The 23182-nt window shown below is 73.7% G+C and carries 17 protein-coding genes; 9 read left to right on the top strand and 8 right to left on the bottom strand.

The window, feature by feature from the left end:
- Positions 1 to 29: 29 nt before the first annotated feature.
- Positions 30 to 1595, bottom strand: a complete 1566-nt coding sequence (locus ACZ4M8_RS01925) for a multicopper oxidase family protein (protein ID WP_467602533.1) — start codon at positions 1593 to 1595, stop codon at positions 30 to 32.
- Between the two features lie 862 nt (positions 1596 to 2457).
- On the opposite strand from ACZ4M8_RS01925, the gene ACZ4M8_RS01920 reads away from it, so the two are divergent.
- From ACZ4M8_RS01920 to ACZ4M8_RS01910, 3 genes are all read left to right on the top strand, one after another.
- Positions 2458 to 3279: an alpha/beta fold hydrolase gene (locus ACZ4M8_RS01920; protein WP_467603427.1), complete on the top strand. Its 822-nt coding sequence runs from the start codon at positions 2458 to 2460 to the stop codon at positions 3277 to 3279.
- Between the two features lie 311 nt (positions 3280 to 3590).
- Positions 3591 to 4952 carry a glutamine synthetase family protein gene (locus tag ACZ4M8_RS01915; protein ID WP_467602531.1) on the top strand — a complete coding sequence of 454 codons (1362 nt, stop codon included), beginning with the start codon at positions 3591 to 3593 and terminating at the stop codon, positions 4950 to 4952.
- 56 nt (positions 4953 to 5008) lie between these two features.
- Positions 5009 to 8032 carry a bifunctional [glutamine synthetase] adenylyltransferase/[glutamine synthetase]-adenylyl-L-tyrosine phosphorylase gene (locus ACZ4M8_RS01910; protein ID WP_467602529.1) on the top strand — a complete coding sequence of 1008 codons (3024 nt, stop codon included), beginning with the start codon at positions 5009 to 5011 and terminating at the stop codon, positions 8030 to 8032.
- Positions 8033 to 8159: 127 nt separating this feature from the next.
- Here the strand turns inward: ACZ4M8_RS01910 and ACZ4M8_RS01905 are convergent, their stop codons facing one another.
- The 3 genes from ACZ4M8_RS01905 to ACZ4M8_RS01895 form a co-directional block, all read right to left on the bottom strand.
- On the bottom strand, positions 8160 to 8954 hold the full coding sequence (locus tag ACZ4M8_RS01905; RefSeq protein WP_467602527.1) for an SDR family NAD(P)-dependent oxidoreductase: 795 nt from the start codon (positions 8952 to 8954) through the stop codon (positions 8160 to 8162).
- Positions 8955 to 9052: 98 nt separating this feature from the next.
- Positions 9053 to 9877 (bottom strand): aldo/keto reductase, encoded by an 825-nt coding sequence (locus ACZ4M8_RS01900; protein ID WP_467602526.1) that lies wholly within the window; start codon positions 9875 to 9877, stop codon positions 9053 to 9055.
- Between the two features lie 119 nt (positions 9878 to 9996).
- Positions 9997 to 11238 (bottom strand): MFS transporter, encoded by a 1242-nt coding sequence (locus tag ACZ4M8_RS01895; protein WP_467602524.1) that lies wholly within the window; start codon positions 11236 to 11238, stop codon positions 9997 to 9999.
- A gap of 182 nt (positions 11239 to 11420) precedes the next feature.
- Between ACZ4M8_RS01895 and ACZ4M8_RS01890 the strand changes: the two genes are divergently transcribed.
- On the top strand, positions 11421 to 11888 hold the full coding sequence (locus ACZ4M8_RS01890) for a MarR family winged helix-turn-helix transcriptional regulator (RefSeq protein WP_467602523.1): 468 nt from the start codon (positions 11421 to 11423) through the stop codon (positions 11886 to 11888).
- Between the two features lie 118 nt (positions 11889 to 12006).
- Here the strand turns inward: ACZ4M8_RS01890 and ACZ4M8_RS01885 are convergent, their stop codons facing one another.
- The gene (locus tag ACZ4M8_RS01885; RefSeq protein ID WP_467602521.1) at positions 12007 to 12621 is read right to left on the bottom strand and encodes a TetR/AcrR family transcriptional regulator; all 615 of its coding nucleotides are present in this window, start codon (positions 12619 to 12621) and stop codon (positions 12007 to 12009) included.
- A gap of 164 nt (positions 12622 to 12785) precedes the next feature.
- On the opposite strand from ACZ4M8_RS01885, the gene ACZ4M8_RS01880 reads away from it, so the two are divergent.
- Positions 12786 to 14369, top strand: a complete 1584-nt coding sequence (locus ACZ4M8_RS01880; protein WP_467602519.1) for an APC family permease — start codon at positions 12786 to 12788, stop codon at positions 14367 to 14369.
- A gap of 76 nt (positions 14370 to 14445) precedes the next feature.
- Positions 14446 to 16053, top strand: a complete 1608-nt coding sequence (locus ACZ4M8_RS01875) for an amidohydrolase (RefSeq protein WP_467603425.1) — start codon at positions 14446 to 14448, stop codon at positions 16051 to 16053.
- Between the two features lie 63 nt (positions 16054 to 16116).
- Here the strand turns inward: ACZ4M8_RS01875 and ACZ4M8_RS01870 are convergent, their stop codons facing one another.
- From ACZ4M8_RS01870 to ACZ4M8_RS01860, 3 genes are all read right to left on the bottom strand, one after another.
- Entirely contained in the window at positions 16117 to 16962 is an 846-nt protein-coding gene (locus ACZ4M8_RS01870) for a phosphatase PAP2 family protein (RefSeq protein ID WP_467602517.1), read from the bottom strand.
- A gap of 99 nt (positions 16963 to 17061) precedes the next feature.
- Positions 17062 to 18195 carry a LacI family DNA-binding transcriptional regulator gene (locus tag ACZ4M8_RS01865; RefSeq protein WP_467602516.1) on the bottom strand — a complete coding sequence of 378 codons (1134 nt, stop codon included), beginning with the start codon at positions 18193 to 18195 and terminating at the stop codon, positions 17062 to 17064.
- 24 nt (positions 18196 to 18219) lie between these two features.
- Positions 18220 to 19821, bottom strand: coding sequence for a glycoside hydrolase family 13 protein (locus tag ACZ4M8_RS01860; RefSeq protein WP_467602515.1), 1602 nt, complete (start codon positions 19819 to 19821; stop codon positions 18220 to 18222).
- 261 nt (positions 19822 to 20082) lie between these two features.
- Here ACZ4M8_RS01860 and ACZ4M8_RS01855 point away from each other — a divergent pair, with 261 nt between their 5' ends.
- Genes ACZ4M8_RS01855 through ACZ4M8_RS01845 form a run of 3 tightly spaced genes read left to right on the top strand, consistent with a single transcriptional unit; the run spans position 20083 to position 23182 of the window.
- Entirely contained in the window at positions 20083 to 21357 is a 1275-nt protein-coding gene (locus ACZ4M8_RS01855; RefSeq protein WP_467602513.1) for an extracellular solute-binding protein, read from the top strand.
- Positions 21354 to 22289 carry a carbohydrate ABC transporter permease gene (locus ACZ4M8_RS01850; RefSeq protein ID WP_467602511.1) on the top strand — a complete coding sequence of 312 codons (936 nt, stop codon included), beginning with the start codon at positions 21354 to 21356 and terminating at the stop codon, positions 22287 to 22289. The genes ACZ4M8_RS01855 and ACZ4M8_RS01850 overlap by 4 nt, the downstream gene beginning before the upstream one ends.
- A gap of 8 nt (positions 22290 to 22297) precedes the next feature.
- Positions 22298 to 23182 (top strand): sugar ABC transporter permease, encoded by an 885-nt coding sequence (locus ACZ4M8_RS01845; protein ID WP_467603423.1) that lies wholly within the window; start codon positions 22298 to 22300, stop codon positions 23180 to 23182.

Raw genomic sequence — 23182 nt, 5'->3', positions numbered from 1 at the left:
CCCCGGGCCGCAACTCCCGTACGGGCGGGTCAGTCGCGGTAGCCGAGCACCGTCATCATGCCGCTCTCCGAGTGGTAGACGTTGTGGCAGTGCAGCATCCACAGGCCCGGGTTGTCGGCGTCCAGGTGGACCCGCACGGTGTGGCCGGGGCGGACGATGACGGTGTCCTTGCGGGCCCCGCCGTGCGCCAGCTCGAAGGCGTGGCCGTGCAGATGCATCGGGTGCCACATCGGGGAGTGGTTGCGGAACACCAGCTCCACCCGCTCGCCCGCCCGGACCGGGTAGCGCTGCGACGGCGTGTACGGCTTGTGGTTGATCGCCCAGTCGAAGCGGCGCATCGACCCGGACAGGACCAGCTGATGGCGGCGTTCGATCTCGCGGTCGGGCAGCCGTACCGCCTCTCCGCAGTCCAGGTCGAACGCGGTGACCAGCTTCCCGTCCAGCTCCCGGGGGCGGGTGGCGGGGCCGGGCGCCGCGCCGCCGCCGGTGCGCAGCACCGCCTGCGCCAGGTGGCCCTTGCCCTCGGCGAGCGCGGTGAGCGGGAAGACGCCGTCCTTGACGGTGACCAGCACGTCGTAGCGTTCGCTCATCCCGATCAGCAGCGTGTCGGTGTCGGTGTGCTCGACGGGGTGACCGTCGGTGTGGGTGATCGTCATGGTGTGGCCGCCGAGCGCCACCCGGTAGCCGGTGTCACCGCCCGCGTTGATGATCCGGATCCGGACGCGGTCACCGGGGGCGGCGGTGAAGGTCTCCGGGTCCTCCGCGGGCCGCCCGTTGATCAGATGGAGCGGGTAGTCGACGTTGCCCGCCTCGCCGCCGAGCAGATCGCTGTGGGACCGCTCCAGCACCCGCGACGGCCCGTCCGCCGACGCGGCCCGCATCTCGTGGCCGCTGTGGCTCATCCCGTGGTTCAGCTCCTTGAGGACCGCGTCCGGCGTGGACCCGTCGATCCCGTCCACCCAGTCGTCGAGGACGACCACCCACTCCCGGTCGTACGCGAGCGGCTCCCGGGGGTCCTCCACGATCAGCGGCCCGTACAGCCCGCGGTCCTGCTGCACGCCGACGTGCGGGTGGTACCAGTACGTGCCCGGCCGCGCCGTGGCGTAGTGGTACGCGAACGACGCCCCCGGCGCCACGGGGTCCTGGGTGATGCCGGGCACCCCGTCCATGTCGTTGCGGAGCGCCAGCCCGTGCCAGTGGACGGTGGTGGCGTCCGGCAGGTTGTTGGCGAAGTCCACGGCCAGGGTGTCGCCCGCCGTCACCCGGATCTCCGGGCCGGTCAGCTCCCCGTCGTACGTCCAGGTACGGACGGTGCGCCCGCCGAGCTGGACCGTGGCGGGCGTGGCGATCAGGGACATCCGCCGCACCGGCCCCTCGCCGCGCCGCTTCTCGGTGTCGCGGACCTGGGGCCCGCCGGGGGTGACGTACCCGGCCGGTACGTCTCCGGGGGCCGCGTGGGCGGTGCCGCTGCCGGCGGAGCCGAGGAGTCCGGCGGCGACGGCGGCGGCCCCCGCTCCCAGCAGCGTCCGCCGTCCGGGCTCGGCGGGGCGGGCGGACGGATCGGTCAGCGGACGGGAGGGGCGCTCAGGTCGCATGAAGTACCTCGGGATGTCGGTGGGCGCGCGGCCGGGACGGACGGGGCGGAGACGGATACGGGTATGGGTACGGGGCGGACGGAAGGCTGCCGCAAAAGCCAAGAAATGCGGACAAATCGCCGTTGGGGGGAGTGGGGAGGAGGAGAGGGGAGGGAGTGCGGAGGTGTCGGGTGCGGGGCCGGTGGACGGCGCCGGTCGGCGTCCGGCGGGTCCGGTGATCGGGTGGTGCCCCCGCGGGCACCTTACGACCTGCGGCCCGGGAAACCGCGGCGTCACGGCGCCCGCCACGGGCGCCACTCCTTCCTCCGGAGCCATCCCGGGCGGAGCGGACACCCCCGCCGGATACCCCCGCCAGGTATGCGGGCGGACGCTGCCCGCAGGCCCGGTACGGGGAGCGCCGCCGACCGGGCCCGGCCCGTCGCGTCCGCCGCCACCCGCCCCGGGGCGCGTCCCGCGCAGGCCGGGTGCGGCGTGCCCCGGGGCGGCGCGCCCCGTCCCGTGCCCCGGCCGTGCCCGGTCCCGCCGCGTACGGCCCCGCCCCGTACCGGGTGCGGCGCGCGCCCGGCGCCGCCCCGCCCGGCCCCGTGCGACCCGGCTCGCGGGAGAATCACCGCTCCGGGCGGGAGAATCGGTGCCGGGCGGGAAGAGAACGGGCAGGGCGCGGCCGGGGGGCGGTGCGAGACGGATGAGCGGGAGGCCGCGGATGAACCGCAGCAAAGGCAGTGACCGGGACGGCGGCCGGGGCGGCGGCGCCGACCCCGCCGTGAGCGAGGGAGCGGGCGGGGACGCCGGTGCGGCGCCGGGCGGGTTCCGGGGGCCGGGAGGTACGGACGGGCCGGGGCCCGGTGCGCCGCCCGGCCGGATGGTGCGCGTCGGCGGGGTGCCGCTGCACGTGCTGCGGGAGGGCACCGGGCCCGTCGTGGTGCTCTGCGGCGGCCTCGGCATGGCCTGGTTCGACTGGGAGGACGTCACCGCGCTGCTCGCCCCCGACCGCACCGTCATCCGCTTCGACCGGCCCGGTCTCGGGCTGAGCGCCCCCGCGCCCGGCCCGCCGACCGCCGCCGCCGAGGCCGACCGGATCGCCGGTGTCCTCGACGCCCTCGGCCACCCGGGACCGGCCACCGTCGTCGGCCACTCCATGGCCGCCTTCCACGCCGAGGCGTTCGCCCGGCTGCACCCGCACCGCTGCGCGGGCCTGGTGCTCGCCGACGGCTCCCTCGCCGACCCGGCCCGCCCGGTGCTGCCCCGCGCCGTCCGGCACGCCTGGGCGGGCGGGGTGGCGGGCGCCGTCTCCGCCGCCGGGCTGCCCCGCGCCCTCGGACCGGCCGGACGCCGCCTCGTCTCCCGCGCCGGGGCGCTCGGCCCGCACCCCGCGCACCCCTGGGAGCGCCCCACGTACCGCACCAGCCGCGTCGTCCGCGCCTGCGCGGTGGAGAACGCCGCCCACCCCTACCAGGCGGCGGAGGTGGCGGCGCTGCGCGAGGAGCGCGCGCTGCCACCCGTACCGGTGACGGTCCTCGCGGCGTACGGCGGTGGGGAGACGCCCCGGGAGCTGCGCTGGCTGGAGCGGCAGCGGGCGCTCGCCACCGAGCTGGGCGGCCGGTTCGTGGTGGCCGCGCCCGCCGGGCACCTGCTGATGGCGGACGCGCCGGAGGCCGTCGCCCGCGCCGTCCGGGAGCTGTGACGGGCCGCGCCCGGGAAGGTCACGTGCGGGTCAACGGCGGCTCCCCGTGGGGTCAGGACTGCCCCAAGCCGCCGGTTTCCCGCGCCGCGCACCGTGACAGACGGCGCCCGCGCGCCCCACGCTGACCATGGCGCTCCCGCCCGGCGCGTCCCGGGCGCGGCGCCCGGTGGCCGAAGGACACGGCCGCGCGGTTCTGGATCAGGCCAAGGGTGCGTAATGTGACGGTAACTCCCGAGCGTGATACTGGTGTGCCGGAAGAGGTGCTCCCACGCGTGTGGAAGGGCCGATTGACCTGCGAGGATTGGTGAACCATGGACAAGCAGCAGGAGTTCGTGCTCCGCACGCTTGAGGAGCGTGACATCCGTTTCGTACGGCTGTGGTTCACCGATGTGCTCGGGTTCCTGAAGTCCGTCGCCGTCGCGCCCGCCGAGCTGGAGCAGGCGTTCGACGAGGGCATCGGCTTCGACGGCTCCGCCATCGAGGGCTTCGCCCGGGTCTACGAGTCCGACATGATCGCCAAGCCGGCGCCGGGCACCTTCCAGATCCTGCCCTGGCGCGCCGAAGCCCCCGGCACCGCCCGGATGTTCTGCGACATCCTGATGCCCGACGGCTCCCCTTCGTACGCCGACCCGCGCTACGTCCTCAAGCGGATGCTGGCGAAGACCTCCGACCTCGGGTTCACCTTCTACACCCACCCGGAGATCGAGTTCTTCCTGCTCAAGGACAAGCCGGTGGACGGGCGGCGGCCCACCCCCGGCGACTCGTCCGGGTACTTCGACCACACCCCGCAGAACGTCGGCATGGACTTCCGCCGCCAGGCGATCACCATGCTCGAATCGATGGGCATCTCGGTGGAGTTCAGCCACCACGAGGGCGCCCCGGGCCAGCAGGAGATCGACCTGCGGTACGCCGACGCGCTGTCGACCGCCGACAACATCATGACGTTCCGGCTGGTCATGAAGCAGGTGGCGCTGGAGCAGGGGGTCCAGGCGACGTTCATGCCGAAGCCGTTCTCCGAGTACCCCGGCTCCGGCATGCACACCCACCTCTCCCTCTTCGAGGGCGACCGCAACGCCTTCCACGAGTCCGGCGCCGAGTACCAACTCTCCAAGGTCGGCCGGTCGTTCATCGCCGGACTGCTGCGCCACGCCGGGGAGATCTCCGCCGTCACCAACCAGTGGGTCAACTCCTACAAGCGCATCTGGGGCGGCACCAACCGCACCGCCGGCGCCGGCGGCGAGGCCCCCTCGTACATCTGCTGGGGCCACAACAACCGCTCCGCGCTGATCCGGGTGCCGATGTACAAGCCCGGCAAGATGGGCTCCACCCGCGTCGAGGTCCGCTCCATCGACTCCGGCGCCAACCCCTACCTGACGTACGCCGTCCTCCTCGCCGCCGGACTCAAGGGCATCGAGGAGGGGTACGAGCTGCCGCCCGGCGCCGACGACGACGTCTGGGCGCTGACCGACGCCGAGCGCCGCGCGATGGGCATCGAACCGCTGCCGCAGAACCTCGGCGAGGCCATCGACCTGATGGAGCGCAGCGAACTGGTCGCCGAAACCCTCGGCGAGCACGTCTTCGACTTCTTCCTGCGGAACAAGAAGCAGGAGTGGGAGGAGTACCGCTCCGAGGTCACCGCCTTCGAGCTGCGCAAGATGCTGCCGGTCCTGTAGTCCACCCCCGCCGTCGCCCGGCCCGGCGGCCGGGCGCACCCCGAGAGGCGCCCGCCATGGCACAACCCGCTCCGCAGGGCCGGCGGAGCAGCACCTTCACCCGGCTGCTGCGCCACGGCTTCACCGATCCCTCGGCCGCCGCCCGGCTGCTCCAGGCACCGGAACTCGCCGCCGTGTGCGAGGACCCGGTGCTGCTGGAGGCGTTCGGCGCGGTCGCCGACCCGGATCAGGCGCTGCTCGGGCTGGTCCGGCTCACCGAGGCGCAGGACGAGGCGGAGCGGCAGCGGCTGCTGGCCACCCTGGTCACCGCGAAGCCGCTGCGCGACCGGCTGCTGGGCGTCATGGGCGCCTCCGAGGCGCTCGCCGACCACCTCGCCCGCCACCCGCACGACTGGCAGTCGCTCACCGCGTACGAGGCGGCCGACCTGCACCCGGCCACCCCGGAGTTCGAGGAGGCGCTGGCCGAGGGGGTGTGGGGCGAGGCGGGCTGTGCGCTGCCGCGGCCGGACGCGCTGCGCATCGCCTACCGCCGCTGCCTGCTGGGCATCGCCGCCCGCGACGTCTGCGGCACCACCGACGTCAGCGAGGCCGCGGCCGAGCTGGCCGACCTGGCGACGGCGACCCTGCGCGCCGCCCTCCAGATCGCCTCCGAGGAGGCGCCGGGCGACGCCGCCGTCTGCCGCCTCGCCGTCATCGCGATGGGCAAGTGCGGCGGCCGGGAGCTGAACTATGTCTCGGACGTCGACGTCGTCTTCGTCGCCGAGGCGAAGGAGGGCACCGACGAGGCGGCGGCGCTCCAGGCGGCGACCCGGCTGGCGTCGCGGCTGATGCGGGTCTGCTCGGACGTCACCGTCGAGGGCACGATCTGGCCGGTCGACGCCAACCTCCGCCCCGAGGGCCGCAACGGCCCGCTGGTACGCACCCTCAGCAGCCACCTCGCCTACTACCAGCGCTGGGCCAAGACCTGGGAGTTCCAGGCGCTGCTGAAGGCCCGGCCGGTGGCGGGCGACCCGGAGCTGGGCCGGGCGTACGTCGATTCCCTCGCCCCGCTGGTCTGGCAGGCCGCCGAGCGGGAGAACTTCGTCACCGACGTCCGGCAGATGCGGCGCCGGGTCATCGCGGGCATCCCCGTCGCCGAGGTCGACCGGGAGCTGAAGCTCGGCCCCGGCGGCCTGCGGGACGTGGAGTTCGCCGTCCAGCTCCTCCAGCTGGTGCACGGCCGCAGCGACGCGACGCTGCGCAGCCCCACCACCCTCGACGCGCTGGCCGCGCTCGCCGCCGGCGGCTACGTCGGCCGCCAGGACGCCGCCGCCCTCGACGCCGCCTACCGCTTCCTGCGCACCCTGGAACACCGCATCCAGCTCCAGCGGATGCGCCGTACCCATCTGATGCCGGAGGACGACACCGACCTGCGGCGCCTGGCCCGTTCACTGGGGCTGCGCACCGAACCGGCCGACGCGCTGCGCGCCCAGTGGAAGTGGCACGCCCGCGAGGTGCGGCGGCTGCACGAGAAGCTGTTCTACCGGCCGCTGCTGGACGCCGTCGCCCACCTGGAGCCCGGCGAGACCCGCCTGTCGGCGAAGGCCGCGGGTCAGCGCCTCGAAGCGCTCGGCTACGGCGATCCGGTCGGCGCGCTGCGCCACATGGAGGCGCTGGCGTCCGGGGTGACCCGTAAGGCGGCGATCCAGCGGACGCTGCTGCCGGTGCTGCTCGGCTGGTTCGCCGACTCCGCCGACCCGGACGCCGGACTTCTGAACTTCCGCAAGGTCTCCGACGCGCTCGGCAAGACCCCGTGGTACCTGCGGCTGCTGCGCGACGAGGGCGCCGCCGCGGAGAACCTCGCCCGCGTCCTGTCCGGCGGCCGTCTCGCCCCCGACCTGCTGCTGCGCGCCCCGGAGGCGGTGGCGCTGCTCGGCGCCGCCGACGGGCTGCGCCCGCGCGGCCGGGCGGCGCTGGAGCAGGAGGTGCTGGCGGCGGTCGGCCGGGCGGACGGCGCGGAGGCGGCGGTGGCGGCGGCCCGCGGGGTCCGCCGCCGGGAGCTGTTCCGCACCGCCGCCGCCGACCTGATCGGCGCGTACGGCACGGAGGACCATCCGGCCGAGGAGGATCACGGGCGGCTGCTGGACGCGGTCGGCTCCGCGGTCTCCGACCTGAACGCCGCGACGCTCGCCGGCGCGCTGCGCGCCGCCGTCCGGGAGAGCTGGGGCGACACCCTGCCGACCCGCTTCGCGGTGATCGGCATGGGCCGCTTCGGCGGCCACGAGCTGAGCTACGGCTCGGACGCCGATGTGCTCTTCGTCCACGAACCGCGTGAGGGCGCCGACGAGCAGGAGGCCGCCAAGGCCGCCCAGGCCGTCGCCAACGAGATGCGGCGGCTGCTCCAGCTGCCCTCCGCCGACCCGCCGTTGCCGATCGACGCGGACCTGCGTCCGGAGGGCCGTTCCGGTCCGCTGGTGCGCACCCTCGCCTCGTACGCCGCGTACTACCGGCGGTGGTCGCTGACGTGGGAGGCGCAGGCGCTGCTGCGGGCCGAACCGGTCGCGGGCGACGCGGAGCTGGGCCGCCGCTTCATCGAACTGGTCGATCCGCTGCGCTACCCGGCCGAGGGGCTGGGCGATGACGCGGTCCGCGAGATCCGGCGGCTCAAGGCCCGGATGGAGTCGGAGCGGCTGCCGCGCGGCGCCGATCCGACCACCCACGCCAAGCTGGGCCGCGGCGGGCTGAGCGACGTCGAGTGGACGGTGCAGCTCTTCCAGCTCCAGCACGGCTGGGAGGTGCCGGGGCTGCGTACCACCCGCACCCGCGAGGCGCTGGCCGCCGCGCATCGAGCCGGTCTGATCGGCACCGAGGAGGCGCAGATCCTCGACGAGGCGTGGGTGCTCGCCGCCCGCGTCCGCAACGGCGTGATGCTGGTCCGCGGCCGCCCCGGCGACACCTTCCCCGCCGACGCCCGCGAACTCGCCGCCGTCGGCCGCTACCTCGGCTACGAGGAGGGCCACGTCGGCGAGATGCTCGACGACTACCGCCGCATCACCCGCCGCGCCCGGGGCGTGGTGGAGGAGGTGTTCTACGGGGGGTGAGCCGGGCGCGGACCGGCCCGCCCGGCGCGGCGCCCGCCTCCCGTGCCGGAACCCCGGCGGAGAACACCCGGCGGCCGGCCCCTCCTGACGGAGGCGGACCGGCCGCGGAACGGGGGCGGGCGCGTCCCTACGGCAGGATCGAGTCCACGTACCCGCCGTCGACGCGCAGCGCGCCGCCGGTGGTGGCGGAGGCGTACGGGGAGGCCAGGTAGACCACCATGTGGGCGATCTCCTCGGGCTCGATGAGCCGCTGGATCAGCGACTGCGGGCGGTACTTGACCATGAACGCGCGCTGCGCCTCGTCCCAGGGCAGCGCGTCGCCGACCAGTTCGCGGACGAAGTCCTCGACGCCGCCGGTGTGGGTCGGCCCGGCGATGACGGAGTTGACGGTGACGCCGGTGCCCGCGGCGTCCTTGGCGAACCCGCGGCCGACGGCGAGCAGCGAGGTCTTCGTCATCCCGTAGTGGATCATCTCGGCGGGGATCACCACGGCCGAGTCGCTGGCCAGGTTCAGTACGCGGCCCCAGCCGCGCTCCTTCATCCCGGGCAGGTAGGCGCGGATCAGCCGGACCGCGGTAAGGACGTTGACCTCGAAGTAGCGGCGCCACTCGGCGTCGTCGATCTCCAGCGGCGGCGCGGAGCCGAAGATGCCCAGGTTGTTGACGAGGATGTCGACGTCGGGCGCGGTCGCCAGGACGGCGGCGGTGCCCTCCTCGGTGGCCAGGTCGCCGACGGCGCCGGTGACGGCGTCGCTGCCGGCCTCGGCGCGTACGGTGCGGACGGCCTTTGCGACGCGCTCGGCGCCGCGTCCGTTGACGAGGACGTGGGCGCCCGCGCGGGCGAGGCCCACGGCGATGGCGTGGCCGATGCCCTGGGTGGAGCCGGTGACCAGCGCGGTGCGGCCGGACAGGTCGATCTGCATGAGGCGTTCCCTTCGGCGGGGCGGTGGGGCTTGCCGGTGGCGGACGGACGCCCCGTGGCGCCGGTCCGCGGGGGGCCGGCGCCACGGGGCGGCGGGCGTCAGTTGAGGGTGTCGGGGTCCGGGCCGGTCCGCAGGCCACGGTCGAGCCCGGAGATCTCGGCCATCTCGGCGTCGGTGAGCGTGAAGCCGAAGACGTCGAGGTTCTGCCGGATACGGGCGGGGGTGACGGACTTGGGGATCACGACGTTGCCGAGCTGGAGGTGCCAGCGCAGCACGGTCTGGGCCGGGGTCACCCCGTGGGCCGCGGCGATCCGCACGATCGGCTCGTCCGCCAGGACCGCGCCCTGGGCGAGCGGGCTCCACGCCTCGGTGGCGATGCCGTGCTCGGCGTGGAAGGCGCGCAGCTCGGCCTGCTGGAGACCGGGGTGCAGCTCCACCTGGTTGACCGCCGGGACGATGCCGGTGTGCTCCATGAGCCGCTTCAGGTGCGGGATCTGGAAGTTCGAGACGCCGATGGCGCGCGTCCGGCCGCCGGCCAGGATCTCCTCCAGCACCCGGTACGTCTCGACGTACAGGTCACGGGCGGGGGTCGGCCAGTGGATGAGGTACAGGTCGACGTGGTCCAGGCCCAGCTTGTCGAGGGAGGCGTCGAAGGCGGCCGCGGCGCGGTTCACGCCCTGGTCCTCGTTCCACAGCTTGGTGGTGACGAACAGTTCCTCGCGGGGGATGCCGGAGGCGGCCAGCGCCTTGCCGGTGCCGCGCTCGTTGCCGTAGACGGCGGCGGTGTCGATGCTGCGGTAGCCGGCCTCCAGGGCGGACGAGACCGCGGTGCAGGTCTCCTCGTCGGGGACCTGGAAGACGCCGAAGCCCAGCTGCGGCATGGTCACGCCGTTGTTGAGCGTCACGTTCGGGACGGAGGTCATCGGGGGGTTCCTTTCGCGGGGTGCCGTGGTGGCGGGGAGGGACGGACGGCGGCGCACGGGTGGCGGCCGTCGGCCGGTCCGGGGGAGGGGAGGCCCGCGGTCAGTGTGCGGGCCCCGGATCAGGAGCGGGCGGAACCCGCGGCGACGGGCGCGGCGGTGTCGGGGCCGGGCGCGGCGGGCGCGTCGGGGTGGGCGGCGGTCGCCGTTCCGGTACGGGCGGAGCGGAGTTCCAGCCGGTGGGAGACGACGGCCAGCACCAGGGCGGCGGCGGCCAGGACGGCACCGACGGCGTTGGGGGCGGCGTAGCCGAGGCGGGCGGAGATCACCAGGCCGCCGAGCCAGGCGGCGAGGGCGTTGCCCAGGTTGAAGGCGCCGATGTTGGCGGCGGAGGCGAGGGTCGGGGCGCCGTGGGCGTGGTCGAGGACGCGCTTCTGGAGCGGCGGGACGGTGGCGAAGCCGAGCGCGCCGATCAGGAAGACCGCCACGACGGCCGCGGCCTTGCCGGAGGCGAGGAAGGTGAACAGCAGCAGGACGACGGCCAGACCGCCCAGCGCGGTGCAGAGCATCGGCATGAGCTTGCGGTCCGCGAACCGGCCGCCGATGAGGTTGCCGACGACCATGCCGACGCCGAAGACCACCATCAGCCAGGTCACGGAGGACTCCGCGAAGCCGCTGACCTCGGTCATCATCGGCGCGATGTAGGTGATCGCGGCGAACACCCCGCCGAAGCCGAGGACGGTCATCGCCATCGCCAGGACGACCTGGCCGTTCTTGAAGGCGGCGACCTCGTCCCGCAGCCGTACGCCGTCCGGCTTGGGGACGTCGGGGACGAGCTTGGCGACGCCCGCCAGGCCCAGTACGCCGAGGGCGGCGACGAGCAGGAAGGTCACCCGCCAGCCGGCGCTCTGGCCGACGAAGGTCCCCACGGGCACGCCGACGACGTTGGCCACGGTCAGTCCGGTGAACATCATGGAGATGGCGCCCGCCTTCTTCTCCGGCGCGACCAGTTCGGCGGCGACGACGGAGCCGATGCCGAAGAACGCGCCGTGGGCCAGTGAGGCCACCACCCGGCCGATCAGCATGACGGCGAAGACGGGGGCGACGGCGGAGATCACGTTGCCGACGATGAACAGGCCCATGAGCAGCATGAGCATGTTCTTGCGGGAGATCCTGGTGCCGAGGACGGTCATGACCGGCGCACCGATCATGACGCCGAGGGCGTAGCCGGTGACCAGGAATCCGGCCGTCGGTACGGACACCCCGAGATCCGCGCCGACCTGGGGGAGCAGCCCCATGATGACGAATTCCGTGGTGCCGATTCCGAAGGCTCCTATGGCCAGGGCCAGAAGTGCGAGCGGCATGACGAGGGTCCTTTGAGATACAGGGAGGGGGAGGCGCGACGGAAGATGCAGGAGCGCCTTACGTGCATCGACAATAGTTGCACACGATGGCTAATGGCAAACGCGGGTATAGTGGATCCCGTGATACGGCGGCAGACCCCTGCCGGCGCCTCCGCTCTACGACCCGACCGAGGGAGCTGTCCATGACCGCCACCGATCCGGCGATGACCGCACTGGCGCACAGCTGGTCGGCGCTCTCGCTGCTGCACGGCCGCATCGAGAGCAGCGTCGAGCGGGCACTGCAGACCGGGCACGGCCTGAGCGCCCGCGAGTACTCGCTGCTGGACGTGTTGAGCCGCCAGCACGACGGTGAGGGCGGCCACCTTCAGATGCGGCAGGTCGCCGACGCCGTGGTGCTCAGCCAGAGCGCCACCACCCGGCTGGTGACCCGGCTGGAGGGCCGCGGGCTGCTGTCGCGGTACCTCTGCCCCACCGACCGCCGCGGCATCTACACCGACGTCACCGACGAAGGCGCGCGCCTCCTGGAGGAGGCCCGCCCCACCCACAACACGGCCCTGCGCGAGGCCCTGGACCGCGCCGCCGCCGAGCCCGCCCTCGCCCCGCTGGTGACCGCCGTCGAGCAGCTCCAGGGGGACGTCAGCCCGGTGTGACCCACCGGGGGCGGACCGGCCCGGCGCCCGTGCGCCGCGTCCGGCCGCCGCCGCTCCCGACCGGTATGCGCATGCCGCCAACTCCCGTCGCCACGACGGGAGTTGGCGGCATTCCGCGTTATCCGGCGTCCGCCGCCCGCATCCCCCGTACCCGGTCCAGTACGCCCGCGAGGGAGAGGTCGAAGGCGGTGTCGGCGCGGTGCGGGCCCGCGTGGGTGAGGGCCGCGGCGAGACGGGGCGTGCCGGCCGCGTCGGCGACCTCCCACATCGTCTCGGGGGCGGCCAGGTCGAGGGCGGAGCCGAGGACGACGTTCTCCACCGCGACGATCACCGGGATCACCTCCGGCAGCGGGAACCCGGCGTCCAGCAGCACCTGGCAGGCCCGCTCGTAGAGGGCCAGGACGCGCGGGGCGCGGACGGGGGAGATGGTCAGCAGCGGGATGGTGCGGGGGTGGGCCGCGAACGCCGCGCGGTAGCTGCGGGCCCATGCCTCCAGGGCCGCGTCCCACGGTGTGATCTCCAGTGCGGCGGGGTCGATGGCCGCGCCGACGTGTTCGCGCAGCAGCTCGATGACGCCCGCCCGGCCGTCGACGTGGTGGTAGACGGAGGCCGTCCGTACCCCCAGCTCCCGGGCGATCTGCGGCACGCTGAAATCGCCCTGCGCGTCCACGAGCCGCAGCGCCGTCTCGCCGATCCGTGCCCGGTCCAGCAGCGGCGTCCGCGGCCTCGCCATGTCATCTCTCCCGCCCGTGAGGTCTTCCCGAATCGTACGGGCGGGGGTTACGGTGCAAAAACCGAAAGGCTTTAGGTTAAATTCCTTGCGGTCCCGTTGCCGTGCCCACCCCTCCCGCGCACCGGGCCGCCCTCCTCCTCCGCCGCAGAAGGGCACCCGCACGCATGGCCGCTCCCGCCACGACCCCGCAAGGGGCCACGCCCCGCCCCGCACCACCCGGCGACGCCCCCACGCTCCGCCGCGGCAGCCTCTCCGCCGCCGACATCGCCTTCTTCGTCATCTCCGCCGCCGCCCCGCTCACCGTCATGGCCGGGACCTCGCCCGTCGCCATCGGCGCCGGCGGGATCGGCGCCCCCGTCGGCTATCTGCTCGCCGGCGCCACCCTCGCCCTCTTCGCCGTCGGCTTCACCACCATGGCCCGGCACGTCCACCACGGCGGCGGCTTCTACGCCTTCATCACCCGTGGCCTGGGCCGCCCCGCCGGATTCGGCGCCGCCACCCTCGCCCTCCTCGCGTACAACGGCATGCAGATCGGCGTCCACGGACTGTTCGCCACCGCCACCCAGGACGCCCTGGAAGCCTTCTGGGGCGTGCACGTGCCCTGGCCGCCGCTGGCCTTCGCCGGGATCGCCGTCATCTGGTACCTCGGGTACCGCAGCATCGACTTCGGCGCCAAGGTCCTCGGCGTGCTGCTGGTCGCCGAGACCGGCATCCTCGTCCTGCTGGCCGGCGGCGTCCTGCTGCACGGCGGCGCGCACGGCCTGGCCGCCGGCTCCTTCACCCCCGCGCACGTCCTGGTGCCCGGCACCGGCGCCGTCCTCGCCTTCGCGTTCGCCGCCTTCACCGGTTTCGAGTCGACGGCGATCTACCGCCGCTTGGCCCGCGACCCGGCCCGCACCATCCCCCGCGCCACCTACGTCGCCGTCGCCTTCCTCGGCCTCTTCTACGCCTTCATCATCTGGATCATCGTCCAGGCGTACGGCCCGGACCGGATCGTCGCCGCCGCCCTGCGCGACCCCTCCGGCCTCTTCTTCTCCGCCACCACCCGCTACGTCGGCGCCTGGGCCACCGACCTGATGCACGTCTTCATCGTGACCAGCATCGTCGCCTCGCAACTCGCCTTCCACAACGCCATCAACCGCTACGCGCTCTGCCTCGCCCAGGAAGGCGTCCTGCCGGCGGCGCTCGGCCGCGTCCACCCCCGCAACCGCTCCCCGTACGTCGCCGGAGCCGTGCAGAGCGTCCTCGCCGTCCTCGTCGTCGCGGGCTTCGCGGTGGCCGGCGCCGACCCGTACCAGCAGCTGCTGCTGTGGATGAACACCCCCGGCATGCTGGGCCTCCTCGCGCTCCAGGCGCTGACCGCCGCCGCGGTACCGCTCTTCTTCCGCCGGATCCGCCACAGCGAGGGGCTCTGGCGCACCCGTGTCGCGCCGATCGCCGCCGCCGTGCTGATGACCGGCGCCCTCGGCCTCGTCATCTCCAAGATCGACCTGATGACCGCGGCGCCGCTCGCCACCAACACCGTCCTGGTCCTCCTCGTCCCCGCCGCCTTCCTCCTCGGCCTCGCCCTCGCCCGCCGGATCCGCCGCACCCGCCCCGCCGTCCACGCGGGCTTCGCCGCCGAACCCCCCGAGTCCGAGGACGCCGACGGAGCCGAGGCCGGCGACGGACCCGGAACCGCCGGGGAGCGGGCGCCCGCCGCCCCGCCCCGTCCCGCCGCCCCCGACCACCCCGCCGCCGGGCCCTGACGACCGGCCCGGCCCGCCCCCCTTCCGCACCGCACCACCCCAGGAGCCTCCCGTGACCACCGCATCCCCCGCCCCGCTGACCGCCGCCGACACCGTGCTGACCGGCGCCCGGGTCCGCACCCTCGACCCGCGGCGCCCCTGGGCGAGCGCCGTCGCCGTCAAGGACGGCCGGATCGCGGCGGTCGGCGAGGAGGCCGACGTACGGGACTGGCGGGGCGCCGCCACCGAGGTCGTCGACCTGGGCGGCGCCACCCTCACCCCCGGACTCGTCGACGGCCACTCCCACCCGATCTGGGGCGTCGACATGTCCGCGGGCGTGGACCTCACCGCCGTCCGCGACCTCGACCAGCTCCGCGCCGCCCTCGCCACCGCCGCCCGCGACCTGGAGCCCGGCGGCTGGATCACCGGCTGGGGCCTGGACCACAACGTCTTCGGCGACCGCCCCGTCCACCGCGCCCTGATCGAGGACGCCCTCGGCGGCGCCCCCGCCTTCCTGCGGCTCTACGACGGACACTCCGCGCTGGCCAGCGGCGCGGCACTGGCCGCCGCCGGCGTCACCGGACCGCGCACCTTCGCCCAGCGCGCCAGCGTCGTCTGCGACGCGGACGGCACCCCCACCGGACACCTGATCGAGCACGCCGCGATGGACCTGCTGGCCGACGTCATCCCGCTGCCCGACCCGGCACAGCGCCGCGCCCGGCTGCTCGCCTCCCTGGACGAGATGGCCGCCGCCGGCCTCACCGGCGCCCATGTGATGGACATGCAGAGCCCCGGCGTCCCCGCACTCCTCGACGCCGTCGAAGCCGACGGCCACCTCCCCGTACGCCTCCGCCTCGCCCCCTGGTGCATGCCCGGCATCGACACCGACGGCCTCGACCACCTCATCGCCCTGCAAAGCCTCGGCGGCCGTCAGTGGACGGTCGGCGGTGTGAAGTTCTTCATGGACGGCACCGTCGAGGGCGGCACCGCCTGGCTGGAACACCCCGACTGCCACGGCGAGGGCACCGACGCGTTCTGGCCGGACCCGGCGGCGTACACCCACGCCGTCCACCACCTCGCCCGCGCCGGGGTCCGCACCGCCACCCACGCCATCGGCGACGCCGCCGTACGTCACGCCCTCGACACCGTTGAACTCCTCGGCGACACGGCACGCGGCCGCCACCGCATCGAGCACATCGAGACCGTCCCCGGCGATCAGCTGCCGCGCTTCGCCGCGCTCGGCGTCGCCGCCTCCATGCAGCCGCTGCACACCGCCTACACCCGCGCCGACCACACCGACGCCTGGTCCCGCCGGGTCGGCGAGGAGCGCGCCGCACGCGCCTGGCGCTGCCGCGACCTGCGGGACGCCGGCGCCGTCCTCGTCCTCGGTTCGGACTGGCCGATCGCCCACCACGACCCGCGCGCCACCCTCGCCACCGCCCGGCTGCGCCGCCCCGCGGGCGCCCCCGACGCCGCGCCCATCACCCCCGAACAGGCCCTCACCGGCCTGATGGCGCTGGAGGGCTGCACCTCGCACGCCGCGCGCGCCGTCGGCGAGGAGCACGAGGCGGGCCGCATCGCCCCCGGCTTCCGCGCCGACCTCACCGCCCTCGCCGCCGACCCGGTCACCGCCCCCGCCGACGACGTCGCCACCGCCCCGGTCCGCCTGACGATGTCCGGCGGCCGGATCACCCACCGGGGCTGAGCACGGAAGACGGGCCGGGGCGCCCGCCCCGGCCCACCGGGCCCGCACCGCTCCGGCGGGGTGTCAGGCCCGCGCCGCCTCGACGACGTGCCGCGCCAGATGGTGCGGCAGCGTCCCGTACCACAGGCAGGCCACCGCGAAGCCGAACAGCAGGCACAGGGCGCCGCCGCACGCGTCCAGCCAGAAGTGGTTGGCGGTCGCGACGATCACCAGCAAGGTGAAGAACGGGTAGCACAGCGCCGCCGCCTTCACCCACGCCCGGCGGGCCAGCAGCGCCACCGTCAGCCCGCACCACAGCGACCAGCCGATGTGCATCGACGGCATCGCCGCGTACTGGTTCGACATCGACGCCAGATCCCCCGACGCCAGCGAACCCCAGGTGTGGTGCTGGACGAGGGTGTCGACGAATCCGCCGCCGGCCATCAGCCGCGGCGGCGCCAGCGGATAGAAGTAGTAGCCGACGAGCGCGACACCGGTGGTCGCGAAGAGCGCGAGGCGGGCGGCGGCGTACCGCCCCGGGTGCCGGCGGTAGAGCCAGACCAGCACCCCGATCGTCACCACGAAGTGCAGCGTCGCGTAGTAGTAGTTCATCGGCACGATCAGCCATGTCACGGCGTTCACCGCGTGGTTGACGGTGTGCTCGACGGCGATACCGAGGGTGTGCTCGACCCGCCAGATCCAGTCGGCGTTCCGCAGCGCCTGCGCCTCCTGCTCGGGCACCGCGTTACGGATGACGGAGTACGTCCAGTAGCTGAGCGCGATGAGCAGGATCTCGAACCACAACCGGGGTGCGCGCGGCGCCCGCAGCCGGGTCAGCCGGCTCGGCCGGGGAGGACGGTCCGCGGTCGCGCCGTGAGGCGGCGGGCTGACAGGACGGTCGTCCACGGTCCTCACATGCGCTTCACCCATAGGCAGACAGTTTGCCAGAAAAGGGTTACCTGTCTGTCATCCCCTGGTGGGGTTGGCGACGACCTGAGTACTTCCAGGGGTGGATGCCCCGACACCGCCCTACAGGGGTGGAGTGGAAGGTTCCGGAACCTTTGTCCGTTTCGACGGCGTCACGGGCTCCGCGGGCGGCGCCTCCCCGGCGCCCCCGGGCCACGCCGGAGCCTTCGCCCCGGCGTCCTCCCGGGGCGCCGACGCGGTCGAGCCCCGCACCACCAGCTCCGGGTGGAAGACGAACTCGCTGTGCGGCGCGGGCGTCCCGCCGATCTCCTCCAGCAGCGCCCGCACCGCCGCCTGACCCATCGCCGGGACCGGCTGCCGGATCGTCGTCAGCGGCGGATCGGTGAACGCGATCAGCGGGGAGTCGTCGAACCCGACGACGGAGACCTCCCGCGGGACGTCGAGCCCCCGCTGCCGGGCCGCGCGGATCGCGCCGAGCGCCATCATGTCGCTGGCGCACACCACCGCCGTCGCCCCGCGGTCCAGCAGCGCCCCGGCCGCCGCCTGCCCGCCCTCCAGCGAGTACAGCGAATGCTCGATGCACCGCTCGGCGCCGGCCGCGTCCAGCCCCAGCTGGTCCCGGACCGCCCGGACGAACCCCTCGATCTTCCGCTGCACCGGCACGAACCGCCGCGGCCCGAGCGCCAGCCCGACGCGGCGGTGGCCCAGCGCCACGAGGTGGGTGACCGCCAGCTGCACCGCCGCCCGGTCGTCGGGGGAGACGAACGGCGCCCGCACCTCCGGCGAGAAGCCGTTGATCAGGACGAACGGCACGCCCTGGCCGCGCAGCCGGGCGTAGCGCTGCATATCGGCGGAGGTGTCGGCGTGCAGCCCGGAGACGAAGATGATGCCGGCCACCCCGCGGTCGACCAGCATCTCCGTCAGCTCGTCCTCGGTGGAACCGCCCGGCGTCTGGGTGGCGAGCACCGGCGTGTAGCCCTGCCGCGTCAGCGCCTGGCCGATCACCTGGGCGAACGCCGGGAAGATCGGGTTCTCCAGCTCCGGGGTGATCAGCCCGACCAGACCCGCGCTGCGCTGCCGCAGCCGCACCGGGCGCTCGTAGCCCAGGACGTCGAGGGCGGCCAGCACCGACTGGCGGGTGGCCGCGGAGACGCCCGGTTTACCGTTGAGCACCCGGCTGACGGTGGCCTCGCTGACACCCGCCTGCGCTGCGATGTCGGACAGCCGGGCGGTCATGCCGGGGACTTTACCTTTCGCCCCTCAGATTGCCCACCAGGCGCAAGTGTCCCCCGGGAGCACCGCCGCGGCCCCCCGGACCGGCAGCGGAGTGCTGGCCAGCAGCAGCCGACCGGGCGCCTCGAACGCCACGTCGTGGCCGGTGGTGTTGACGGTGCAGACCACTCCGGGGCGGGCGAACGCCAGCACCCCGTCGGGCGCCTCGCGCCAGCTCATCCCGCCGTCGCCGAGGCCCGGCAGCGCCCGCCGCAGCGCCAGCGCCGCCCGGTACAGCTCCAGCGTGGAGTCCACGTCGCCGGTCTGCGCCGCCACCGACAGCCCGCCCCAGCCGGCCGGCTGCGGCAGCCAGCTCCCGCCGTCCCCGAAGCCGTACGAGGGGCCGTCCACGGACCACGGCAGCGGCACCCGGCAGCCGTCACGCAGCCCCTCCTGGCCGGAGGAGCGGTCCGCGCGGCGGGCGAACGCCGGGTCCTGCCGGGCCTCGTCGGGCAGTTCGGTGACCTCCGGCAGGCCCAGTTCCTCGCCCTGGTAGAGGTAGGCGGAGCCGGGCAGCGCCAGCATCAGCAGGGTCGCCGCGCGGGCGCGGGCGAGGGAGCCGAGGCGGGTGGTGTGCCGGACCACGTCGTGGTTGGAGAGCACCCAGGTGGTGGGGGCGCCGACGGAGGCGGTGGCGGCCAGCGACGCGTCGACGACCTCGCGCAGCGCCTCCTTCTCCCAACGTGCCGTCAGGAATTGGAAGTTGAAGGCTTGGTGCAGTTCGTCGGGGCGGACGTAGAGCGCCAGCCGTTCCGGGGTGGGCGCCCAGGCTTCCGCCACGCCGATGCGGGCGCCGCCGTAGCTGTCCAGCAGCGTGCGCCAGGAGCGGTGGATGGCGTGGACGCCGTCCTGGTCGAAGAAGGGCAGCGTCTGACTGCCGATCAAGGTGGCCTGGCTGTCGCACCCGATGTCCGGCAGGCCCGGCGCCTTGACCATGCCGTGCGCGACATCGATGCGGAAGCCGTCGACGCCGAGGTCGAGCCAGAACCGCAAGATCGCCTCGAACTCCGCGTGCACCTCGGGGTTGTCCCAGTTCAGGTCGGGCTGTTCGGGTGCGAAGAGGTGGAGGTACCAGTCCCCGCGCGCGGTCCGGGTCCAGGCGGGGCCGCCGAAGACGGACTCCCAGTCGTTGGGCGGAAGGGCGCCGTCCGCGCCCCGGCCGGGCCGGAAGAGGTAGCGCTCGCGGGCCAGCTCCGGGTCGCGGAACCACGGGTGCCGGTCGGAGGTGTGGTTCGGCACGATGTCGATGATCACCCGCAGTCCGCTGGCGTGGGCGGCGCGGATCAGTGCGTCGGCGTCCTGAAGGCTGCCGAAGAGCGGGTCGACCGAGCGGTGGTCGGCGACGTCGTACCCGCCGTCGGCCTGCGGCGACGCGTAGAACGGCGTGAGCCAGAGCGCGTCCACGCCCAGCTCCTTGAGGTACGGCAGCCGTGCGCGGACCCCGCGCAGATCGCCGATGCCGTCGCCGTCGCTGTCCGCGAACGACCGTACGTAGACCTGGTAGATGACGGCGTCGCGCCACCAGCCGGGGCCGGGGTGCTGCCCGGTGGTGTGGCGGACGGGGGTGGGGGAGGTGAGCTGCTCGGTCATCTGCCGTCCCTCGGGGTGTGGGGAGGCGGACGGCGTCCCGCCGGTGCGGCGCGGGGGCCGCCGGGGCGCCGTGCGCCGCCAGGAGCGATGCGCCTGGCACCGGAATCAACGCGCGGACGGGCGCCGGGTGACGGCCCGTGCGCCTTCTCCGCGCAGACCCTTCCAGAAACCTTGCAGAAAAATTGCGCAAGGTCTTTCGGTTTTCTTACGGCGCTGTTACGTTCCACCACGCCATCTCAGGCGATTCCCAAAGGAGTTCACATGCGGCGTGGCATACGTGGCGTCACCGCCACCGCACTGGCGGCGGGCCTGGCCCTGACGGCGACGGCCTGCGGTGGCGGCGACGGCGGCGGGAGCGGCGGCGACGGAAAGATTTCCGGAACCGTCACCTTCTGGGACACCTCCAACGACGCCGAGAAGGCCACCTACCGCAAGCTTGCGGAAGGCTTCGAGAAGGAACACCCCGGCGTCCACGTCAAGTACGTCAACGTGCCCTTCGGCGACGCCAACGCCAAGTTCAAGAACGCGGCGGGCGGCAACGCCGGCGCCCCCGACGTGATGCGCACCGAGGTCGCCTGGACCGCCGACTTCGCCCACCTCGGCTACCTCGCCCCTCTCGACCACACTCCCGCCCTCGACAACCCGGCCGACTACCTCCCGCAGGCCCTCGGCTCCACGAAGTACGAGGGCAAGACCTACTCCGTGCCGCAGGTCATCGACACCCTCGGCCTCTTCTACAACAAGCGGCTGCTGAAGAAGGCGGGCGTGGACGTCCCCAAGACCTTCGCCGAGCTGGAGAGCGCCGCGAAGAAGATCAAGGCGAAGACCGGCGCCACCGCCCTCTACCTGCGCGGCGACGACCCGTACTGGTTCCTGCCCTACCTCTACGGCGAGGGCGGCGACATGGTCGACGCCCGCGACAAGACCGTCGAGATCGACGACGACGCCGGCACCCGCGCCTTCGCCACCCTCAAACGCCTCATCGACTCGAAAGCGGCCGTCACCGACGCCACCGACGGCCAGGAGAACCAGCTCAAGGCGCTCAAGGACGGCGACGTCGCGATGGCGATCGACGGCCCCTGGGACATCGAGGGCGCCCGTGCCGGCAAGGCGTTCACCGACAAGGACAACCTCGGCGTCGCACCCGTCCCCGGCGGCAGCAAGGCCCAGGGCTCCCCGCAGGGCGGCTGGAACCTCTCCGTCTACGCCGGCTCCGGCAACCTCGACACCGCCTACGCCTTCGTCAAGTACATGAGCGGCGCCGACGTCCAGCGCAAGACCACCGAACAGCTCAGCCTGCTGCCCACCCGTAAGTCCGTCTACGCCCTGCCGTCGGTGAAGAAGAACGAGATGGTGAAGTTCTTCCAGCCCGCCGTCAACGGTGCCGTCGAGCGCCCCTGGATCGCCGAGGGCAACTCCCTCTTCGAACCGGTCAAGGTCCAGATGAACAAGGTCCTCACCGGCGCCGCCACCCCCGCCCAGGCGGCCAGGGCCACCGGCGACGCCTACCGGAAGCTGCTCAAGGACTACAAGTGACCCTCGCCGCCCGTGCCCGCCGCGCGCTGGCACCCCACTGGTACGCCTGGACGATGGTGGCGCCCGTCGCCGTCGTCCTCGGCGTGATCATCGGGTTCCCGCTGGTCCGCGGCGTCTACCTGTCCCTGACCGACGCCGACGAGGCCAACGTCGCCCGCGACATCGGCATGAACCACCTGCCGGCCACGTACCACTTCACCGGCCTCGGCACCTACCGCGCGATCCTCACCGACTCCGTCTTCTGGGGGCGCCTGGGCTGGACCGTCGTCTGGACGGTCGCCTGCGTCGGCCTGACCTACCTCATCGGGCTGGGCCTGGCCACGCTCCTGCACCGCCCGCTGCGCGGCCGCACCGCCTACCGCCTCGCGCTGATCCTGCCGTGGGCGCTGCCCGCCTTCGTCTCCGTCTTCACCTGGCGGATGCTCTTCAACGACCGCAACGGACTGCTCAACTCCGTCCTGACCGGCGGCGGCATCGGCGCGGTCCCCTGGCTCAACGACCCGACGTGGGCGAAGCTCGCCGTCATCGCCGTCAACGTCTGGCTCGGCGTCCCCTTCATGCTCGTCGCCCTCCTCGGCGGCCTCCAGTCCGTACCGGGCGAGCTGTACGAGGCGGCCGAGATGGACGGCGCCGGACCCTGGCAGCGCTTTTGGAACATCACCCTGCCGGGCCTGCGCACCGTCAGCTCCACGGTGATCCTGCTCTCCACCATCTGGACGTTCAACATGTTCCCGGTGATCTTCCTGCTCACCCGGGGCGGCCCCGGCGACGCCACGGAGATCCTGGTGACGTACGCCTACCGCCTCTCCTTCGTCGACAGCCCCCGTGACTTCGCCGGCTCCGCCGCCTGGGGCGTCCTGATCCTCCTGATCCTCTGCGTCGCCGCCGTCCTGCACCGCCGCGCGCTCCGCAAACAGGGAGAGACGTGGTGACCGAGACCATGACCGACACCGGGACACGTGCCGGCACCGGGCCCGCCCCCGCGAAGGCCCCCCGCCGCCGCGGTGAGCGCTCCCCCCTCGCCTCCGCCGGCCTGCACGTCACCTTGCTGCTGGCCTCCGCCGTCGCCGTCTTCCCGCCCCTCTGGCTGCTGATCACCTCGTTCAAACCGAAGAACGACGCCTTCACCACCGCCGTCCTCTCCCACCCGACCCTCGCCAACTACCGGCACGTGCTGGGCGGTACGTCGTTCCCGACGTGGTTCGCCAACTCCGTGCTCGTCGTCGGCGTCACCACCGTCGTCGGTGTCCTCCTCGCCGCCACCACCGGCTACGCGCTCAGCCGCTTCCGCTTCCCCGGGATGCGCCCGCTGCTGTGGCTGCTGCTGATCACCCAGATGTTCCCGGTGGCCGTGCTGATCGTGCCGCTCTACAACCTGATGGCGGGCCTCGGCCTCCTCAACCAGCCCGGCGGCCTGATCATCACGTACCTGACGATCGCCGTACCGTTCTGCGCCTGGATGATGAAGGGCTACTTCGACACCATCCCCGTCGAGATCGACGAGGCGGGCCGCGTCGACGGCCTCAGCCCCTTCGGCACCTTCTGGCGCCTGGTGCTGCCGCTGGCCCGCCCCGGGCTCGCCGTCACCGGCTTCTACACCTTCGTCACCGCGTGGGCCGAGGTCGCCTACGCCTCCGCCTTCATGACCGGCGAGGAACACCTCACCCTCGCAGGCGGCCTGCAGACCTTCGTCAACCAGTACACCAACGACTGGGGCTCGATGACCGCCGCCGCCGTCCTCATCGCCCTCCCGGCCACCGCCGTCTTCGCCTTCGCCCAACGCCACCTCGTCGCCGGACTGACCGCCGGCACCACCAAGGGATGA

It is taken from the genome of Streptomyces sp. NPDC027185 (assembly GCF_055567035.1).
Note: the sequence above shows the minus strand (reverse complement) of the source record. Positions and strands in the feature narration are given on the sequence as shown.

What these genes read in the sequence shown, in the direction of transcription:
- ACZ4M8_RS01925 (WP_467602533.1), bottom strand. Translation starts at nt 1,595, where the DNA reads ATGCGACCTGAGCGCCCCTCCCGTCCGCTGACCGATCCGTCCGCCCGC.
- ACZ4M8_RS01920 (WP_467603427.1), top strand. Translation starts at nt 2,458, where the DNA reads ATGGTGCGCGTCGGCGGGGTGCCGCTGCACGTGCTGCGGGAGGGCACC.
- ACZ4M8_RS01915 (WP_467602531.1), top strand. Translation starts at nt 3,591, where the DNA reads ATGGACAAGCAGCAGGAGTTCGTGCTCCGCACGCTTGAGGAGCGTGAC.
- ACZ4M8_RS01910 (WP_467602529.1), top strand. Translation starts at nt 5,009, where the DNA reads ATGGCACAACCCGCTCCGCAGGGCCGGCGGAGCAGCACCTTCACCCGG.
- ACZ4M8_RS01905 (WP_467602527.1), bottom strand. Translation starts at nt 8,954, where the DNA reads ATGCAGATCGACCTGTCCGGCCGCACCGCGCTGGTCACCGGCTCCACC.
- ACZ4M8_RS01900 (WP_467602526.1), bottom strand. Translation starts at nt 9,877, where the DNA reads ATGACCTCCGTCCCGAACGTGACGCTCAACAACGGCGTGACCATGCCG.
- ACZ4M8_RS01895 (WP_467602524.1), bottom strand. Translation starts at nt 11,238, where the DNA reads ATGCCGCTCGCACTTCTGGCCCTGGCCATAGGAGCCTTCGGAATCGGC.
- ACZ4M8_RS01890 (WP_467602523.1), top strand. Translation starts at nt 11,421, where the DNA reads ATGACCGCCACCGATCCGGCGATGACCGCACTGGCGCACAGCTGGTCG.
- ACZ4M8_RS01885 (WP_467602521.1), bottom strand. Translation starts at nt 12,621, where the DNA reads ATGGCGAGGCCGCGGACGCCGCTGCTGGACCGGGCACGGATCGGCGAG.
- ACZ4M8_RS01880 (WP_467602519.1), top strand. Translation starts at nt 12,786, where the DNA reads ATGGCCGCTCCCGCCACGACCCCGCAAGGGGCCACGCCCCGCCCCGCA.
- ACZ4M8_RS01870 (WP_467602517.1), bottom strand. Translation starts at nt 16,962, where the DNA reads ATGGGTGAAGCGCATGTGAGGACCGTGGACGACCGTCCTGTCAGCCCG.
- ACZ4M8_RS01865 (WP_467602516.1), bottom strand. Translation starts at nt 18,195, where the DNA reads ATGACCGCCCGGCTGTCCGACATCGCAGCGCAGGCGGGTGTCAGCGAG.
- ACZ4M8_RS01860 (WP_467602515.1), bottom strand. Translation starts at nt 19,821, where the DNA reads ATGACCGAGCAGCTCACCTCCCCCACCCCCGTCCGCCACACCACCGGG.
- ACZ4M8_RS01855 (WP_467602513.1), top strand. Translation starts at nt 20,083, where the DNA reads ATGCGGCGTGGCATACGTGGCGTCACCGCCACCGCACTGGCGGCGGGC.
- ACZ4M8_RS01845 (WP_467603423.1), top strand. Translation starts at nt 22,298, where the DNA reads ATGACCGACACCGGGACACGTGCCGGCACCGGGCCCGCCCCCGCGAAG.